Source organism: Variovorax sp. PEI5 (assembly GCF_056679935.1).
On sequence record NZ_CM155257.1, the window covers coordinates 2850138 to 2867625 of the forward strand.

The following is a 17488-nucleotide window of genomic DNA, read 5'->3' on the forward strand; positions in this document are numbered from 1 at the left end:
AAAACTCGGATTCCTCCGGACCCTATCGTTTATATGTAACAAATCGAAAAACATCCGCGATCTTCCACACACTTTTCACTTACTTTTTCGAATTTCTTGAAAGGCTAAACGAAAGTAGTAAGGAATTTTCACAATCAGAAGCAATCAAGGGAAAACCTTAGGGATTCCGAGCCGTGTCATTGACAGTTCATCGACCGGCCGAGGCCTCGAAGGGCTTTTCTCGACGGCCACGACGAATCCGTCCGCTCGACGAAGCGGCGAATCTGGTCTGAAATGTTGCTGAAGGTAACTTGGCGGCGTTGCCGTGCAGCGACTGCTAGGGCGTGGCGGTCCAGCTGCCCGACTTGCCGCCGTGCTTCTCCAGCACCTGGACATCCGTGATGCGCATGCCGCGATCCACCGCCTTGCACATGTCGTAGATGGTCAGCAGGGCGACCTGCACCGCAGTCAGCGCTTCCATCTCGACGCCGGTGGGGCCGACGGTCTCGACGGTGGCGGTGCAGACGACCCGTGGCGGGTCGCCCGCCCGGCCGGAGGCGCCCCCGGCCGTCTCGAACACCACCGCCACCCGCGTGAGCGCCAGCGGATGGCACAGCGGGATCAGGTCGCTGGTCCTCTTGGCGCCCTGGATGCCGGCGATGCGGGCGATGCCCAGCACGTCGCCCTTCCTGGCCGTGCCCGATTCGATCAGCGCCAGCGTGGCCGGCAGCATCTCGATGCGCCCGCTGGCGATGGCGACGCGATGGGTGGCGGGCTTGGCGGCGACATCCACCATGTGGGCCTGGCCCTGGGCGTCGAAGTGGGTGAGAGAGCTCATGGAATTCCAGGGTACGCGGCGCGCGCGGGATGAACGGTCACGGGGGTGTGCATCATAGGAAATGGGCCCCACCTGGATTTCCCCGTTCCTTCCATGACGAAAAAAGTCTCGTTCCGGCGTCGCCTGCTGCGTCGCCTCGGCATCGGCGCCCTGGTCGCCGCGCAGCTCGCGGCCGGCGTCGCGCCGGTCCACGCGCAACTGCCGGGCATGGGCGACGGCGGCGAGATGACGGCCGCCGCCGAGCGCCGCCTGGGCGACCAGATCGCGCGCGAGCTGTTCCGCGATCCCGACTACATCGACGATCCGGTGATCGGCGACTATGTCCAGGGCATCTGGCAGCGGCTGATGGCGGCGGCGCGCGTGCGCGGGGAGCTGACGCCCGAACTCGACGAACGCTTCGCCTGGGTGGTGCTCGTGGGTCGCGACCGCAGCATCAATGCCTTCGCGCTGCCGGGCGGCTATCTCGGACTGCATCTGGGCCTGGTGGCGGCCACCGACAGCGCGGACGAACTCGCGACCGTGCTCGGCCACGAGCTGTCGCACGTCACGCAGCGCCACATCGCGCGTCTCATGGCCCGGCAGGGGCGCCAGCTGCCGCTGATGCTGGCGGCCATGGTGCTGGGCGCCATCGCCGCGAGCAAGAGTCGCACCGGCGATGCCGGCCAGGCCATGATCATGGGCGGCCAGGCCCTGGTGATGCAGAACCAGCTCGACTTCTCGCGCGACATGGAGCGCGAGGCCGACCGGGTGGGCTTCGGCGTCATGACGCAGGCCGGTTTCGCGCCCCAGGGCGCCGCCTCGATGTTCGAGAAGCTGCAGTACGCCTCGCGCCTGAACGACAACGGCTCCTATCCCTACCTGCGCAGCCACCCGCTCAACAGCGAGCGCATCTCGGACATGCAGGCGCGCTTCCAGTTCCGCGACGGCGCGGGTGCCCTGCCCATCGCCACGCCGGGCGCGACGCCACGCCTGCCCGCCGCGACGCGCCTGCTGAAGATGGATCACGCCCTGGTCGCCGCGCGCGCCCGCGTGCTCTCGCGCCCGGGCGTCGACGTGCTGCGCATGTGGATCGATGCGGCCTCCGGCGGCGAATTCGAACGCCGCACGCCGGTGCAGCAGGCCGCCCTCCTGTATGCCGGTGCCCTGGCGGCGAGCGAGTTGCGCGATGGCCGCGCGGCCCGGGCGCTGGCCGATCGCCTGGTCACGCGCGTGGCGGACGATGCCGCCTCGGCGCGTCTCGCGCGACTCCTGCAGGCCGAGATCGCGCTCGCCGCCGGCGACGCTCCGCGCGCGCAGCAGTTGCTCGATGCCCGCAGCCGGGAGCGCTCGGAGATGCTGCTGTCGGCCCAGGTCGCCCTCGCGCTGCGCCAGCCGGCTCCGATGGTGGCGCCATTGCGCGACTGGGTGGCCACGCATCAGCGCGATGCCACGGTGTGGCGCACCCTGGGCAATCTCTATGGCGCGCAGAACGACGCCCTGCGCGCCATCCGGGCCGATGCGGAATCGCAGGTCGCGACACTCGATTACGCCGCCGCGCGCGACCGCCTGAAGGCCGCCCAGGAACTCGTCGCGCGGGGTTCGGCGAGCCAGCCGATCGATCACTACGAGGCCTCGATCATCGACACGCGCGCACGTGTGGTCGACGCGCTGTTGCGCGAGCAGCAGGCCGAACCCCCGCCGCGCTAGCCCCGCGTATGCGGAGCGTCACGCGTCGACGGAGCGCCACGCGTCGATGCGGCTTCGTCGACCCGCCAGAGACGTATTCCACATTCCGGGATGGTTGTCTCATGCGCGCGGCATGAATGTCAGCGATAGTCAACTCCTGCTGCACTAAATAGCATCACTTTGTTTTCCTTTTCTTCCTCCTCCCTTTCCTCGCTCTTCGCGGCGCAATGCGCGAGGCAAGGCGACAAGCCGGCCTACGTCTTCCTGCGCGACGATCTCTCCGCCGCCGATGCCGTGAGCTTCGCCCAGCTCGGCCACGAGGTCCGGGCGCTGGCACGTCGCCTCGGCACCGTGGCGCCGGCCGGATCTCGCGTGCTGCTGGCGTTCCCACCCGGGCTGGACTTCGTGCGCGCGTTCTGGGCCTGCCTGCAGGCCGGCTGCGTGGCGGTGCCGGTGCCGGCGCCCGATCCGGTGCGCCTGCTGCATGGCCTGCCGCGCCTGCGCGGCATCGTCGAGGACACGGATGCCGCGCTGGTCCTGACCTCGGCCGAGCTGCTCGATGCGGGACGTCGTGTGCTGGAACCGGCCCTGCGGGCCCGGGTGCCCTGGATGGCGTTGAGCGATCTGGCGCCGGGCGCCACCGGCGCAGCCGCCTTCGACACCGATACCGATGGCACCGCCGCCGCGCCGGCGGGCCATGCGCTGGCCTACCTGCAGTACACCTCCGGCTCGACCCTGGCACCGCGCGGCGTGCGCATCACGCATGCGCAGGCGATCGCCAACCTGGAAGCGCTCAACGAGGTCGGCGGCGTCGGCCCCGACAGTCGCAGCCTGGTGTGGCTGCCGCACTTCCACGACTACGGCCTGGTGCACGGGGTGCTCGCGCCGATGATCGGCGGGCTGACGAGCTGGCTGATGTCGCCCCTGACCTTCCTGCGGCGCCCGCTGCGCTGGCTGGACGCGCTGGCGGCGCTGCGCATCACGCACTCGGGCGCCCCCGCCTCGGCCTATGTCGCCTGCCTGCGAGCGCTCGACGGGCGCCCACTGACCTGCGACCTGTCGGCCCTGGTCTCCCTCAATTGCGGCGCCGAGCCGATCCGCGCCGACACGGTGGCCGAGGTGCAGGTGGTCTTCGGCGCCGCCGGCATGCGGCGCGAGGCCTTCATGCCGGCCTATGGACTGGCCGAGGCGGTGCTGGGCGTGAGCGCCTCGCCGCGCGACCGGCCGGCCATGACGCTCGCGGTCGATGCCCGGGCGCTGGCGCGCGACCGCGTCCTGCCGGTGGCGACGGAAGCGGCCGGGCGGCCCGACGTCCGCCTGCTCGCCGGCTGCGGCCGCGCCCTGCGCGACACCGAGCTCCTGATCGTCGATCCGGCGACGTGCCGGCCCGCGCCGGCCGATGCGGTGGGCGAGATCTGGGTGCGTTCGCCCGGCGTCGGGGATGGCTACTGGCGCCAGTCCGAGTCCTCGGACGCGACCTTCGGCGTCCGGCTGGCCGCCGCTGCCACCGAAGCCGACACCGACACCGCCGCTGCCGTCGACACGCGGACCTTCCTGCGCACCGGCGATCTCGGCTTCCTGCAGGGCGACGAGCTGTTCGTCACCGGCCGCCTCAAGGATCTGGTGATCGTGCACGGCGGCAACCACTATCCGCAGGACCTGGAATGGACCGCCGAGCACGCGCATCCCGCGCTGCGGCCGGGTCACGGCGCCGCGTTCTCGATCGACGGCTCCGACGGCGAGGCGCTGGTGCTGCTGCTGGAGACCGAACGCCGCGTGGGCACGTCGATCGACGCCGACGCCATCGCGGCGGCGGTGCGGCGCGCCGTGGGCGAGGCCCACGGCCTGGCGGTGAGCGTGGTGGCGCTGGCGCGTTCGGGATCGCTGCCGCGCAGTTCCAGCGGCAAGGTCCAGCGCCGCCTCGCGCGCCAGCGCTATCTCGAGGGCGGACTGGACGTGCAGGCGATCGCGCCGCTGGCCGGTGTCGAGGCATCGTCCGATACGCCCGAGGACGCTGCGCGCGCGCTCGTCGTGATGCCGCGCGATGCCACGGAGCAGGCGCTGTGGGAGATCTGGCAGGAGGTCTTCGGCCGCGCCGCGTTCGGCGTGCACGAGAGCTTCTTCGAGCTCGGCGGCACCTCGCTGCTGATGACGCAGGTGGCGTCGCGCATCGGGCAGCGCCTGGGCATCGAACTGCCGCTGGCCGAACTGTTCGACCACACCAGCATCGCCGCGCTGGCGCGGCATGTCACCCTGTCGCTGGAGGCCCGGGCCGGGGGCGCGTCGCAGGCAGCGGCGTCGATGCCGGCCGTCATCGCGCGCGTGGCGCGGGGCGCGGCGCTGCCGGTGTCGCTGTCCCAGCGGCGCATGTGGGTGATCCAGCAGTTCGATCCGGCCTCGTCGGCCTACAACGTCGCGGTGACGCTGCGCCTGCGCGGCCTCCTGGACGCCGACCGGCTGCAGCGCGCCTTCGATCTCGTCGCCCGGCGCCACGAAGGCCTGCGCACGCGCTTCGCGCTGGGCGCCGACGAGCCGGTGCAGCTGATCGATCCGCCCTCGGCCGCGCCGATCCGCATCCAGCGGACCGATCTGCGCACGCATCTCGATCCGGTGGCGCAGGCGCGCGCGTTGCTGTCGACGCAGCTTGCCGAGCCCTTCGACCTGGCGCGCGCGCCGCTGCACCGCGCGATGCTGCTGCGCCTGGACGGACACGACCACGTGCTGTGCTGGGTCATGCATCACGCCATCACCGACAACTGGTCGTTCTCGGTCCTGATGCACGAACTGTTCACGGCCTACACCGCCTGGGAGGCGGGCCGCGAGCCGGTCTTCGAGCCGATGCCGATCGAGTACGCGGACTACGCCGCCTGGCAGCGCAGTCCCGAGGTCACGGCCCAGCGCCGGCCGCAGATGGCGTACTGGCTCGAGCGCCTGCGCGGGCTCGAGCCCCTGGACCTGCCGACCGATTTCACGCGTCCGCAGCGGGCCGGCTTCCAGGGCGGCCGCGTGGCCGCGACCCTGCCACCGCGCCTGCGCGACGCCATCCGCGCCTTCTGCGCCCAGACCGCCTCGACCCCGTTCGTGGTGCTGCTGGCGGTCTTCAAGCTGATGCTGTCGCGGGCCGCCCGCACCACCGACGTCGCCGTCGGCACGCCGGTGGCCAACCGCCATCGCTTCGCCGCCGAGCACCTGGTGGGCACGCTGGTCAACACGCTGGTGATGCGCACCGACCTGTCGGGCGATCCGAGCTTCACCGGCCTGGTCGAACGCGTGCGGGCGACCGCGCTGGAGGCCTATGCGCACCAGGAGGCGCCGTTCGACGAACTGGTCGAGGCACTCGGCCACGACCGCGCCACCCATCCCGAGGGACTGGTGCGCGTGCTGTTCAACGTGCTCAACGCGCCCCTGCGGCGCCTGGCCTATACCGGACTCGACGTCGAGGAATTCCAGATCGATCGCGCCACGGCGCAGTTCGACCTCGCCGTCCACGTCGACACCGAATTCACGCACCAGATCCACGTCGAGTACGCCACCGACCTGTATGCCCCGGACACCGCCGCGCGCCTGCTGGAGAACTACCTCGGCCTGCTGGAGCGGTTGCTGGCGGCGCCGTCGCTGCCGCTGTCGCACAACGCCATCGTCGCGCCGGCGCAGCTCGCGCGCTTGCGCGATGGCTGGAACGCGACCGCCATGGCGCTGCCCGCCGACGCGACGGTGCACCACGCGCTGGGACTGGCCGATCCGGCGCGCCACGACCGCGTCGCGGTGACCGATGCGACCGGGCGCGGCCTGACCTATGGCGAGCTGGATGCGCGCTCGAACGCGCTGGCGCGGGCCCTGCGGGCGCGCGGCATCGGTCGCGGCCAGCGCGTCGGCCTGGGGCTGGCGCGCGACGCGGTGATGCTGGTCGCATTGCTGGGCGTGCTCAAGTCGGGTGCCGCCTACGTGCCGCTCGACCCCGGCTTCCCGGCCGAGCGGCTGCGCTACATGGCCGGCGACGCCGGGCTCGCCGCGCTGCTGGTGCGCGGCGTGCCGCCGGACTGGCTGGCGGATGCCGACGTGCCGACGCTGACGCTGGACGACGATGGCCGGCCCGCCGAGGCCGGGAACGATGCCGCGCGCGCGCTGCCGCCGCAGCACCTCGCCGAGGCCGCCGACGCGGCGCTGCCGGCCGATGTCGCGCACGATGCCCGCGCGCTCGACGCCGCCTACATGATCTACACCTCCGGCTCGACCGGCCGTCCCAAGGGCGTGGCCGTGCCGCATCGCGCGGTGGTCAACTTCCTCGCCGGCATGGCGCGCGAGCCGGGCCTCGCGGCGACCGACCGGCTGGTGGCCGTGACCACCCTGTCGTTCGACATCGCCGTGCTGGAGCTGCTGCTGCCGCTGGCCGTCGGCGCCCACCTCGTGCTCGCGAGCGCGGCCCAGGCGCACGACCCGCACGCCCTGGGCGCGTTGCTGGCGCGCCACGACGCCACCGTCATGCAGGCCACGCCGACGCTGTGGCGCATGCTGGTCGATGCCGGCTGGTCCGGCCGCGCCCAGGGCGCCGGCTTCAAGGCGCTGATCGGCGGCGAGGCCCTGCCGCCGGTGCTGGCCGAGCGCCTGCTGGCCGTCGCGGGCGTCGAGCTGTGGAACATGTACGGACCGACCGAGACCACGGTCTGGTCGACGATCTGGCGCGTGGCCGCGCCGCGCGCCGGCATCTTCATCGGCCGGCCGATCGCCAACACCACCGTGCAGGTGCTCGACGAGACGGGCCATCCCTGCCCGGTCGGCGTGCCGGGCGAGCTGTGCATCGGCGGTGCCGGCGTCACGCTGGGCTATCACCGCCAGCCGGTGCTGACCGCCGAGCGCTTTCCGCCCGACCCCGAGTCGCGCGACGCGGCGGCCCGCTTCTACCGCACCGGCGACCTCGGCCGCTGGCGCCACGACGGGCAGCTGGAGCACCTGGGCCGGCTCGACCGGCAGGTGAAGCTGCGCGGCCTGCGCATCGAGCTCGGCGAGATCGAGTCGGCGCTGCTGGATCATCCGGACATCGCCGATGGCGTCGTCGTGACGCGCGCCCAGGGCGATGGCGATGGCGACGCCGCTGCCGGCGACGAGCGCGACGTGCGCCTGGTGGCCTACGTGGTGACGCGCGAGGCGAAGCCGTCCGGCATCGATGCCGCCGGGCTGCGCCAGCATCTGCGCGCGCGCCTGCCCGAATACATGCTGCCCCAGCACGTGATGCGGCTCGAAGCATTGCCGCTGCTGCCCAATGGCAAGATCGACCGCAAGGCCTTGCCGGCGCCTCAGCCGGTGCGCGCCGCATCGACGGCGTCCACCGCCGCGACGCAGACGGGCGACGCCGCGATGCCGACCGCGCGCGCGGATGGCCGCGGCGTGCCGACGCTGCCGGCCGAACGCGCCATCGCCGCCATCTGGTGCCGCCTGCTCGGCGTCGACGAGGTCGATCTGCGCGACAACTTCTTCGACCTGGGCGGCCACTCGCTGCTGGCGATGCGCGCCGTCGTCGCGATCCGCGAGGAACTCGGCCGGGAGGTCGATCCGCCGCGTCTGGTCTTCGAGACGCTGGAGCAGATCGCGCGCTGACCCGCCCGGCCGCGCCGGGCGCTCGCGCGCGCGGCGTGGCGTGGTGTTGCTACTCGGCGAAGCCGTTGGCGAGCACCAGGAGGGCGCCCAGGCCCATCGCCACGCCAGGGAACGACCAGCCGGCCTTGCCCTCGGGCGGCGCCACCGGGGCGACGGGCTCGAGCTCGACGCCGATCTTCGGCCGGCGCGCGTCGACGATGCGCACGCCGGCGCCATGGTCGCGCCGCAGGCGCAGCGTCAGTTCCGCGAGCGGGCCCTGCGCCAGCAGCGGCGTCACGGCGTCGCCGGGACGGCTGAGCAGCGGCACGACCTGGTCCTGCGTCTTGGCGAACCACTTGCCGCGCCAGTTCTCGCGCGCGCTGTGGCTGACCCACTTGCTGATGCGGTGCGTCATGCGGGGTGCGCAGGCCACCAGCACCCAGTGGCGGGCGCCATCGCCGCCGACCTGCTCGGCCGTGGCGCGCGCCAGGAACTCGCGGGCATAGGCCGCGTCGTCGACGTACAGGATGATCTTTTCCACAACGGTCTCCTTCGAAGTTCCTGATGAAAGCATCCGGCGCCGTGCGGATGCAGCGGCGCCGGATGCGTGTCGGATCATGCGCCGCCCGCCGTATCGGCGGCGGCGGCGCGGATGGGCGTTTCTCAGACGCCCGGGGCGTGCGTCACCTTGGGGCGGCGCGCGGCCACCATCTTGCCGATCACGAGCACCAGCAGGGCACCGGCGATGCCGGCGGCGTACTTGATGACATCGGTCTGCGGGATCTTCGGCACCCAGGTCCAGGCATCGGTGCGGACCACGGCCGGATCGGAGATCAGCATCGTGCCGGCGATCCAGCCCAGCAGCATGCCGCCGAGCGTGATGATCAGCGGGAAGCGGTCCATCAGCTTGATGACCAGCTGGCTGCCCCAGACGATGATCGGGATGCTCACGATCAGGCCGAAGATCACCAGCGGCATCTGATGGCCTTCGCCCGCGCCCTGCGCCGCGCCGGCGATGGCGATCACGTTGTCCACGCTCATCACCAGGTCGGCGACGATCACGGTCTTCACGGCGGCCCACAGCTTGTCGCTGCCGGCGATGTTGCCGTGCGCGTCGTCGCTCTCGGGTGCCAGCAGCTTGACGCCGATCCACACCAGCAGCAGCGCGCCGACGATCTTCAGGAACGGGATCGCCAGCAGCGTGAGGGCGAAGAAGATCAGGACCACGCGCAGCACGATGGCGCCCGCGGTGCCCCACAGGATGCCCTTGGTGCGCTGGGCCGGCGGCAGCTTGCGGCAGGCCAGGGCGATGACCACGGCGTTGTCGCCGCCGAGAAGAATGTCGATCATGATGATCTGACCGACTGCGACCCAGAATTCCGGGGTCATGAACTGTTCCATGGAGAGCGTCCTCTTTGTGTTTCGAGCCATCCCGTGCGAACTGGATCGAAGCCATCGATGGAAGACGTCGGCGGATGCCGTCGCCCACGCGGACGCGGGGGCGATGTCCTGGTTGCAATTGCTTCGATCAAACCTGCGCGGGTTCAAATCGAAGGTCTTGCTCGATCGCCCGGGTGGGGCGACCCGACAGGCCGGAAGCTGATGTGCTTCGTATTGACGACCGGTCGATACCCACCGTCGTCGACTGCAGGCGGGAGCTACTCCCCTTCGTGGCGCGGATTAAAGCATTGGCATCCAGGTGCCGCAACAGGGATTTGCCAGGTCCTTGAAAGAAACCGTCTCGCAACCTCGATCGGAGCTGGGTTCGATGCTCTTGATTCGATAGCAATCGATAATCCCCAGGGCTTGGCGGGACTTTGCGGCACTATCATTCCGACGTCCGCGTTCAGACGCTTCCCATTCCCTCGCTCGACGGTTCCCGTCCGCCGTTCCTCCCGCCCATGGCCGCCATCCACATCACCGACATCGAGGCCGCCATCAACTTCTGGCGCGCCCGCAAGCCCTCGCCCGACGGGGTGACGCTGGCACCCGAGTTGCGGGCATTGGCCGAGGTCTATGCGCTGATGGTCTATCACCACGAGGACGAGGTGGCCGAGCAGGGCTTTCCCGCCGCCGCCTGGGCCGCCTGGCTGGCCTGGTACGAGACCACGCCCGACACCCCCTGCATCGCCATCTGCTCGACCAGCCAGGGCGACGAGGAATGCAAGGGCTGCGGGCGCAGCTTCGGCGAGGTCCAGCACTGGCCGGCCATGACGCCGGCCGAGAAACGCCAGACCTGGCGCCGCATCACCCTGGAGGGTTCGGCCTGGCGCTTCAACACCTATGCCGAGCGGGCCCGCGAGACCGTGGACGCGCGGCCGGACGCGGCGGCCGCCGACGCGTCGCCCCCCGCCGCGGTCGACGCCGATGCCAAGGCCGGTGCCGGCCACGGCTGAGCACCACCGATACCGACCGCGCCGTCATCGTCACCATGCGCCGCCTCGCCCAGGCTCCCAATCTCGCCATCGCCACGCTGTGGGCCCATGCCCTGCGGGCCGATGGCATCGCGGCGAGCGTGCAGCGCGAGTTCCTCGGCGGCGCCCTCGGTCAGCTGCCGCCCGACCAGTGCCTGCCGGAGATCTGGATCGACGACGAGACCCAGTTCCCGCGCGCGGAAGCGGCCCTGCACGACCTGCGCCACCGGCCCCAGCGCACCTGGCATTGCCCGGCCTGCGGCGAACTCATCGAGGGTGGCTTCGAGCAGTGCTGGCAATGCGGCGAGATGATGCGCTTCGCCTGAGCCGGTCCGGCTAGCGCCAGCGCAGCGGCTCGATGTCGATGCTGTGCTTGCCGTCGCCCAGCATCAGCGCGCCTTCCTGCACCGTCGCCTGCAGCTGCATGCTGCGCTGGGCCAGGGCCGCGAGCGCCTGCGAGGCGGCCGTCGGGATGCGGAACACGCTCAGGTTGCGCACCCGGGTCAGCTTGTTCTCGATGCCCCGCCACCAGATCTCGGCGGCATGGTTGAAGCAGTAGAGCAGCACCTCGTCGCCCTTGCCGCAGGCCTTGATCAGGGGCTTGTCCTCGGGCTGGCCGACCTCGATCCAGACCCGCGTGCGGCCGGTGAAGTCCTTGAGCGAGACATCCGGATCGTCGGTGTTGGACAGGCTGTCGCCGAAGCCCAGCACGCCGTCGCCATCGAGCACGCTCTGCAGCTTGTGGGCGTTGAGCGCCAGCGCGACCAGCCGGATCATCATCCGCTCGTCGGTCTCGCTGGGATGGCGGGCCAGGGTCAGCGCGTGGTCGGCGTAGTACCCGTGGTCGATGTCGGCCACCGCGAGGTTGGCCTTGAAGATGGTGGATTTGAGGGCCATCGCGCGCTCAGACGCGGCGGGCCAGTTCGGTCGCCTTGCCCACGTAGCTCGCGGGCGTCATGGCCAGCAGGCGGTCCTTCTCTTCCTGCGGGATCTCCAGCGAGCGGATCAGGCCGTGCAGCGCCTCCGATGTCACGCGCTGGCCGCGCGTGACCTCCTTGAGCTGCTCGTAGGCGCCCTGCACGCCGAAGCGCCGCATCACGGTCTGGATCGGCTCGGCCAGCACTTCCCAGGCGGCGTCGAGGTCCTCGGCCAATGCCTCCTGGTTGAGCTCGAGCTTGCCCAGGCCGGTCGACAGGCTGGCATAGGCGAGCACCGCGTAGCCCAGCGCGACGCCGACATTGCGCAGGACCGTGCTGTCGGTGAGGTCGCGCTGCCAGCGGCTGATCGGCAGCTTCTCGCTCAGGTGGCGCAGCAGGGCGTTGGCCAGGCCCAGGTTGCCTTCGGCGTTCTCGAAGTCGATCGGATTGACCTTGTGCGGCATCGTGCTGGAGCCGATCTCGCCCTTCTTCAGCCGCTGCTTGAAGTAGCCCAGGCTGACATAGCCCCAGACATCGCGCGCGAAGTCGATCAGGATGGTGTCGGCGCGCGCCACGGCGTCGAACAGTTCGGCCATGTAGTCGTGCGGCTCGATCTGGATGCTGTAGGGCTGGAACGAGAGGCCCAGGCCGTTGGGCACCGGCGTCTCCACGACCCGGCGGCTGAAGGCCTCCCAGTCGAAGTCGGGCCAGGCGGCCAGGTGGGCGTTGTAGTTGCCCACCGCGCCGTTCATCTTGCCCAGCAGCTTCACCGCCGCGATCTGCTCGCGCGCCTTCAGCAGCCGCATCGCCACGTTGGCGATCTCCTTGCCGACGGTGGTCGGGCTGGCGGTCTGGCCATGCGTGCGCGAGAGCATCGACACATCGGCGAACTGGTGCGCCATCTCGCGCAGCCGGGCGATCAGGCCGTCGAGCGCGGGCAGCAGCACCTTGTCGCGCGCGGCCTGGATCTGCAGCGCGTGGCTGGTGTTGTTGATGTCCTCGCTGGTGCAGGCGAAGTGCACGAACTCGGCGGCGGCCAGCAGTTCCGGGCGGGCGTCGAACTTGCCCTTGATCCAGTACTCGACGGCCTTGACGTCGTGGTTGGTGGTCTTCTCGATCTCCTTGATGGCCATCGCATCGGCCTCGGAGAAGTTGGCGACCAGGCCCTGGAGATATTTGCGTGCGCCCGGCGTCAGCGGCTTGAATTCGGCGAACCCGCAATCCGACAGCGCCACGAACCAGGCCACCTCCACCTGCACCCGCCGGTGCATGTAGCCCTGCTCGCTCATCAGCGGACGCAGCGCCGCGAGTTTGGCCGCATAGCGGCCGTCAAGGGGGGAAAGGGCGGAAACGGTGGAAAAGCTCATCGCAGGATTTTAGGTGGGTGGTTCGTCGCGCCGTCTTCGGTGACAAATGCGTCATTTTTCTTGCACGATTCTGAGTTGATTCGACTACAGCGAATGCGTATGGGGTGGCGACACTAGAATCAAAACGCTACAACCAAGTCCCCAACGGAGAGAGAAAACGCATGAAACTGATCGGATCTGCCGCCAGCCCCTACGTGCGCAAAGTGCGCGTGGTTCTGGCCGAGAAGCGGCTCGACTATCAGTTCGTCATCGAGGACGTCTGGTCGGAGGCCACGGCGATCGCCAAGTCCAATCCGCTGGGCAAGGTGCCCTGTCTGGTGATGGAGGGTGGCGAGGCGATGTTCGATTCGCGCGTCATCGTCGAGTACCTGGACACGCTCTCTCCCGTGGGCAAGCTCATCCCCCAGTCGGGCCGCGAACGTGCCGAGGTCAAGACCTGGGAGGCGCTGGCCGATGGCGTGATGGACGCCGGCGTGCTCTGGCGCCTGGAGGCGACCTGGAGCGGCCGCGCCGATGGCGAGCGCAGCCAGGCCTGGATGGACCGCCAGCGCGGCAAGATCGAGGCCGGCATCGCCGCCATGGCCAAGGGCCTGGGCGAGAAGCCGTTCTGCATCGGCATCCACCTGACCCTGTCCGACATCGCGGTCGGCTGCGCGCTCGGCTGGCTCGACCTGCGTTTCCCCGAGATCGACTGGCGTGCCACCCACCCGAACCTCAAGCGCCTCCACGACAAGCTGAGCCTGCGGCCGAGCTTCGCCGACACCCAGCCCTGACCTGGGCTCGCCCCCAGGCTGCACGCACTTCGTGTCGCTGCGCCCACCCCTGCCGGGAGCGACACCGGTGGACCGGCGGAGCCGGCGCCACGGTGCCCCCGGTTTCAGGGGGGGACGGCCACCCGATCGCTCTCGAGGCAGGACGCCATCGAATTCATGCGGCGGCGCGCACCGATGCGCCGGTCGGCACCGCACCGGCTTCGCCGCGCCAGGTGGCCATCAGGCCGGTCCAGCGCGTGCGGGCCGCCGCCAGGTTGCGTTCCTTCACGTGGCCATAGCCACGGATCTGGTCGGGCAGGCTGGCGATGTCCAGCGCCAGGGCATGGTTGGTCGCTGTCAGGCCGGCGATCACTTCCTCGATGCTGGCGCGGTACTCCCCGATCAGCGCCCGCTCGGTCCGGCGTTCCTCGGTGCGTCCGAAGAGGTCGAGGGCCGTGCCGCGCAGGCCCTTGAGCTTCGCCAGGATCCGGAAGCCGGTCAGCATGGACGGGCCGAACTTCTGCTTCTGCAGCTCGCCCTTGCCGTTCCTCTTCGCGATGCCGGGCGGCGCGAGGTGGTAGTTGAGCTTGAAGTCGCCCTCGAACATGCCGTTGACGCGTTCGAGGAAGGCGCGGTCGGTGTGCAGGCGCGCGACCTCGTACTCGTCCTTGTATGCCATCAGCTTGAAGAGGTTGCGCGCCACCGCCTCGCCCAGGCCGGTCCGCCCGGGCGTGGCGGCCGCCTCGGCCTGGCGCACCCGTTCGACGAAGACCCGGTACTGCTCGGCATAGCCGGCGTTCTGGTAGCCGGTCAGGAACTCGACGCGACGCGCGACCAGGGTCTCGACCGTCTCGCGACGCTTGAACTCGATCACCTGGCCCGGTGAGACGCGCTGCTGCATCGAGGCCGGATCGTGCGCCGCACGGCGGCCCCATTCGAAGGCGGCCTTGTTGTTGTCGATGGCGACGTCGTTGAGCTCGATGGCGCGCATGAGCGACGCATGCGCGAGCGGCACCCAGCCGCGCTGCCAGGCATAGCCCAGCAGCATCGGGTTGGCATAGAGGCTGTCGCCCATCAGCGAGGTCGCGGTGGCATCGGCGTCGAAACCGCCCACGGCATCGGCGCCGACGAGGCGCGCGAGCTGGCCGGCGCAGTCGTCCTGCGGATTGACCCACTGGGCATTGCGCACGAAGGCGGCGGTGGGCGCGCCATGCGTGTTGAGCGCGATGTGCGTGCGGCCCTCGCGCAGACGCGCCAGCGTCTCGGGGTTGACGGCCACCAGCGGATCGGCCGCCAGCACCAGGTCGGCCGCGGCGGTGCCCACGCGGGTGGTGCGGATCGCGTCCTGCGTGTCGCCGATCAGCACGTGGCTCCAGGTGGCGCCACCCTTCTGCGCCAGGCCGGCCGCGTCCTGCGTGACGATGCCCTTGCCCTCGATGTGGGTCGCCATGCCCAGCAGCTGGCCGATGGTGATGACGCCCGTGCCGCCGACGCCGGCGACCACGATGCCCCAGGTCTGGCCGGTGGCGAGCGCCGGCACCGCGGGCTCGGGCAGGGCCGGCAGATCGCCCATGGAGGCGGTCGCCGGGGAGCGCTTGGCACGCTTCATCGTGCCGCCCTCGACGGTGACGAAACTCGGGCAGAAGCCCTTGAGGCAGCTCATGTCCTTGTTGCAGGTGCTCTGGTTGATGGTGCGCTTGCGGCCGAACTCGGTCTCCAGCGGCTCCACCGAGAGGCAGTTGCTCTTCACGCTGCAGTCGCCGCAGCCCTCGCACACCAGCTCGTTGATGACCACGCGTTTCGCCGGATCGACGGCGGTGCCGCGCTTGCGGCGGCGGCGCTTCTCGGTCGCGCAGGTCTGGTCGTAGATGATCGCGGTGGTGCCCTTGATCTCGCGGAACTCGCGCTGGATGTCGTCGAGCAGGTCGCGATGCTTGACCTGCGGGTCGCCCGCCACCTTCACGCCCTCGTACTTCTCGGGCTCGTCGGTGACGATGACGACCCGCGTGGCGCCCTCGGCCTGCAGGCTCTGCGCGATCTGCAGCACCGAATGGCCCTCGGGCCGCTCGCCGACCTGCTGGCCGCCGGTCATCGCGACGGCGTCGTTGTAGAGGATCTTGTAGGTGATGTTCACGCCCGCCGCGATGCTCTGGCGGATGGCCAGCAGGCCGCTGTGGAAGTAGGTGCCGTCGCCCAGGTTGGCGAAGATGTGCTGGTCGGTGGTGAAGGGCTGCTGGCCGACCCATGGCACGCCCTCGCCACCCATCTGCGTGAAGCCGATGGTGGAGCGGTCCATCCAGGTCGCCATGAAATGGCAGCCGATGCCACCCATCGCGCGCGAACCCTCGGGCACCACCGTGCTGGTGTTGTGCGGACAGCCCGAACAGAACCAGGGCTGGCGGTCGGCACCCTGCACGGCGCCACCGGCGCCGCCGACCCGCAGCACGTCCATCGAGCGTTCCTTGGCCTCCAGGATGGCGAGCTGGGCGTCGATGCGGGCGCGCATGTCGGCGCCGGCGCGCTCGAGCAGGCCGGTCTTCTTGAGGCGCTGGGCGATGGCGCGGGCGATCAGGGCCGGGTTCAGGTCGGCATTGGCGCGCAGCAGGGTGTGCGCGGTGGGATTGGGCATCGACCACTCGCCGCCCGAATAACCCTCGGCGGCGTGGACCTCGCCCTCGTCGAACTTGCCCACCACGTTCGGGCGCACGTCGGGGCGCCAGTTGTAGAGCTCCTCCTTGAGCTGGTATTCGATGACCTGGCGCTTCTCCTCGATCACCAGGATCTCCTGCAGGCCGGTGGCGAATTCGCGCGTGAGCTGGGCCTCCAGCGGCCACACCACGCCCACCTTGTGCAGCCGCACGCCCAGCTGGCGGCAGGCCGCGTCGTCCAGGCCCAGGTCGATCAGGGCCTGGCGGGTGTCGTTGAAGGCCTTGCCGCTGGCCATCAGGCCCAGGCGGTCGTTCGGGCCCTCGATGACGTTGTGGTTCAGGCGGTTGGCGCGGATGTAGGCGAGGGCGGCATACCACTTGTAGTGCATCAGCCGCGCCTCCTGCTCCAGCGCGTGGTCGGGCCAGCGGATGTGCAGGCCGCCCGGCGGCATCTCGAAGTCGGTCGGGATGACGATGTCGACGCGCTCGGGGTCGATCATGGCGGTGGCGCTCGACTCGACGATCTCCTGGATCGTCTTCATGCCCGACCACACGCCCGAGAAGCGGCTCATGGCGAAGGCGTGGATGCCCAGGTCGAGGATCTCCTGCACCGTGGCCGGGAAGAACACCGGCGTGCCGCAGGCCTTAAAGATGTGGTCGCTCTGGTGGGCGGCCGTGCTGCTCTTGGAGATATGGTCGTCGCCGGCCACCGCGATGACGCCGCCGAATTCGGTCGTGCCGGCCATGTTGGCGTGCTTGAAGACATCGGAGCAGCGGTCCACGCCCGGGCCCTTGCCATACCAGATGCCGAAGACGCCGTCGAAGCGGTTGGTGCCCGGCGGCGAGAAGCCCAGCTGCTGCGTGCCCCACAGCGCGGTGGCGGCGAGTTCCTCGTTGACGCCCGGCTGGAAGACGATGTTCTGCGCCTTGAGGTACTTGCTGGCCTTCCACAGGGCCTGGTCGTAGCCGCCCAGGGGGGAGCCGCGATAGCCGCTGATGAAGCCGGCGGTGTTCTTGCCCTGGCGCTGGTCGCGCAGGCGCTGCAGCATGGGCAGCTTCACCAGGGCCTGCACGCCGCTCATGAAGGCGCGGCCGTGGTCGAGCGAGTATTTGTCGTCGAGGGTGACCGTCTCGAGGGCTTTGCGGATGTGCTCGGGCAGGGGGGCGTTCATCGTCTCGGACTCCTGGTGTGGCGTGGCCTCGTGGGCCTGGCTGGGTGGGGTGGAGGCAGGCCCGGATCGGGTGCCGCGTCCCATGACCTGCGGAAAGTGTAGGCCGGTGACAAAGACAGGTGCTTCCATTTTTTGGCCGGGAAACCCTAATTCCTGGAAGAT

The 17488-nt window shown here is 70.1% G+C and carries 11 protein-coding genes; 5 read left to right on the forward strand and 6 right to left on the reverse strand.

Going from position 1 to position 17488, the window contains the following annotated elements:
- Window positions 1–316: 316 nt before the first annotated feature.
- Entirely contained in the window at window positions 317–817 is a 501-nt protein-coding gene (gene moaC / locus AC1MLT_RS13170; RefSeq protein WP_481032649.1) for a cyclic pyranopterin monophosphate synthase MoaC, read from the reverse strand.
- A gap of 93 nt (window positions 818–910) precedes the next feature.
- Between moaC and AC1MLT_RS13175 the strand changes: the two genes are divergently transcribed.
- Together AC1MLT_RS13175 and AC1MLT_RS13180 are read left to right on the forward strand one after the other, a co-directional pair.
- Window positions 911–2503, forward strand: coding sequence for a M48 family metalloprotease (locus AC1MLT_RS13175; RefSeq protein WP_481032650.1), 1593 nt, complete (start codon window positions 911–913; stop codon window positions 2501–2503).
- A gap of 159 nt (window positions 2504–2662) precedes the next feature.
- A complete protein-coding gene (locus tag AC1MLT_RS13180) occupies window positions 2663–8077 on the forward strand; it encodes an amino acid adenylation domain-containing protein (RefSeq protein WP_481032651.1) in 5415 nt (1804 codons plus the stop codon).
- 49 nt (window positions 8078–8126) lie between these two features.
- On the opposite strand, the gene AC1MLT_RS13185 is transcribed toward AC1MLT_RS13180, so the two are convergent.
- Window positions 8127–8597 (reverse strand): hypothetical protein, encoded by a 471-nt coding sequence (locus AC1MLT_RS13185; protein ID WP_481032652.1) that lies wholly within the window; start codon window positions 8595–8597, stop codon window positions 8127–8129.
- Between the two features lie 122 nt (window positions 8598–8719).
- Complete coding sequence (locus AC1MLT_RS13190) at window positions 8720–9457, reverse strand: TerC family protein (RefSeq protein ID WP_481032653.1); 738 nt, start codon at window positions 9455–9457, stop codon at window positions 8720–8722.
- 500 nt (window positions 9458–9957) lie between these two features.
- On the opposite strand from AC1MLT_RS13190, the gene AC1MLT_RS13195 reads away from it, so the two are divergent.
- Both AC1MLT_RS13195 and AC1MLT_RS13200 read left to right on the forward strand, forming a co-directional pair.
- Complete coding sequence (locus AC1MLT_RS13195) at window positions 9958–10452, forward strand: DUF3717 domain-containing protein (RefSeq protein WP_481032654.1); 495 nt, start codon at window positions 9958–9960, stop codon at window positions 10450–10452.
- Between the two features lie 35 nt (window positions 10453–10487).
- Window positions 10488–10796 (forward strand): DUF7577 domain-containing protein, encoded by a 309-nt coding sequence (locus tag AC1MLT_RS13200; protein ID WP_481032655.1) that lies wholly within the window; start codon window positions 10488–10490, stop codon window positions 10794–10796.
- 10 nt (window positions 10797–10806) lie between these two features.
- Here AC1MLT_RS13200 and AC1MLT_RS13205 read toward each other — a convergent pair whose 3' ends face one another.
- Complete coding sequence (locus tag AC1MLT_RS13205; RefSeq protein ID WP_481032656.1) at window positions 10807–11367, reverse strand: YaeQ family protein; 561 nt, start codon at window positions 11365–11367, stop codon at window positions 10807–10809.
- Window positions 11368–11374: 7 nt separating this feature from the next.
- A complete protein-coding gene (purB, locus tag AC1MLT_RS13210) occupies window positions 11375–12754 on the reverse strand; it encodes an adenylosuccinate lyase (protein WP_481032657.1) in 1380 nt (459 codons plus the stop codon).
- 161 nt (window positions 12755–12915) lie between these two features.
- Here purB and AC1MLT_RS13215 point away from each other — a divergent pair, with 161 nt between their 5' ends.
- Complete coding sequence (locus AC1MLT_RS13215) at window positions 12916–13527, forward strand: glutathione S-transferase N-terminal domain-containing protein (RefSeq protein ID WP_481032658.1); 612 nt, start codon at window positions 12916–12918, stop codon at window positions 13525–13527.
- Window positions 13528–13681: 154 nt separating this feature from the next.
- Here AC1MLT_RS13215 and AC1MLT_RS13220 read toward each other — a convergent pair whose 3' ends face one another.
- Complete coding sequence (locus tag AC1MLT_RS13220) at window positions 13682–17326, reverse strand: indolepyruvate ferredoxin oxidoreductase family protein (protein WP_481032659.1); 3645 nt, start codon at window positions 17324–17326, stop codon at window positions 13682–13684.
- Between the last annotated feature and the right edge of the window lie 162 nt (window positions 17327–17488).

What these genes read in the sequence shown, in the direction of transcription:
- AC1MLT_RS13220 (WP_481032659.1), bottom strand. Translation starts at nt 17,326, where the DNA reads ATGAACGCCCCCCTGCCCGAGCACATCCGCAAAGCCCTCGAGACGGTC.
- AC1MLT_RS13200 (WP_481032655.1), top strand. Translation starts at nt 10,488, where the DNA reads ATGCGCCGCCTCGCCCAGGCTCCCAATCTCGCCATCGCCACGCTGTGG.
- moaC (WP_481032649.1), bottom strand. Translation starts at nt 817, where the DNA reads ATGAGCTCTCTCACCCACTTCGACGCCCAGGGCCAGGCCCACATGGTG.
- AC1MLT_RS13190 (WP_481032653.1), bottom strand. Translation starts at nt 9,457, where the DNA reads ATGGAACAGTTCATGACCCCGGAATTCTGGGTCGCAGTCGGTCAGATC.
- AC1MLT_RS13215 (WP_481032658.1), top strand. Translation starts at nt 12,916, where the DNA reads ATGAAACTGATCGGATCTGCCGCCAGCCCCTACGTGCGCAAAGTGCGC.
- purB (WP_481032657.1), bottom strand. Translation starts at nt 12,754, where the DNA reads ATGAGCTTTTCCACCGTTTCCGCCCTTTCCCCCCTTGACGGCCGCTAT.
- AC1MLT_RS13195 (WP_481032654.1), top strand. Translation starts at nt 9,958, where the DNA reads ATGGCCGCCATCCACATCACCGACATCGAGGCCGCCATCAACTTCTGG.
- AC1MLT_RS13175 (WP_481032650.1), top strand. Translation starts at nt 911, where the DNA reads ATGACGAAAAAAGTCTCGTTCCGGCGTCGCCTGCTGCGTCGCCTCGGC.
- AC1MLT_RS13205 (WP_481032656.1), bottom strand. Translation starts at nt 11,367, where the DNA reads ATGGCCCTCAAATCCACCATCTTCAAGGCCAACCTCGCGGTGGCCGAC.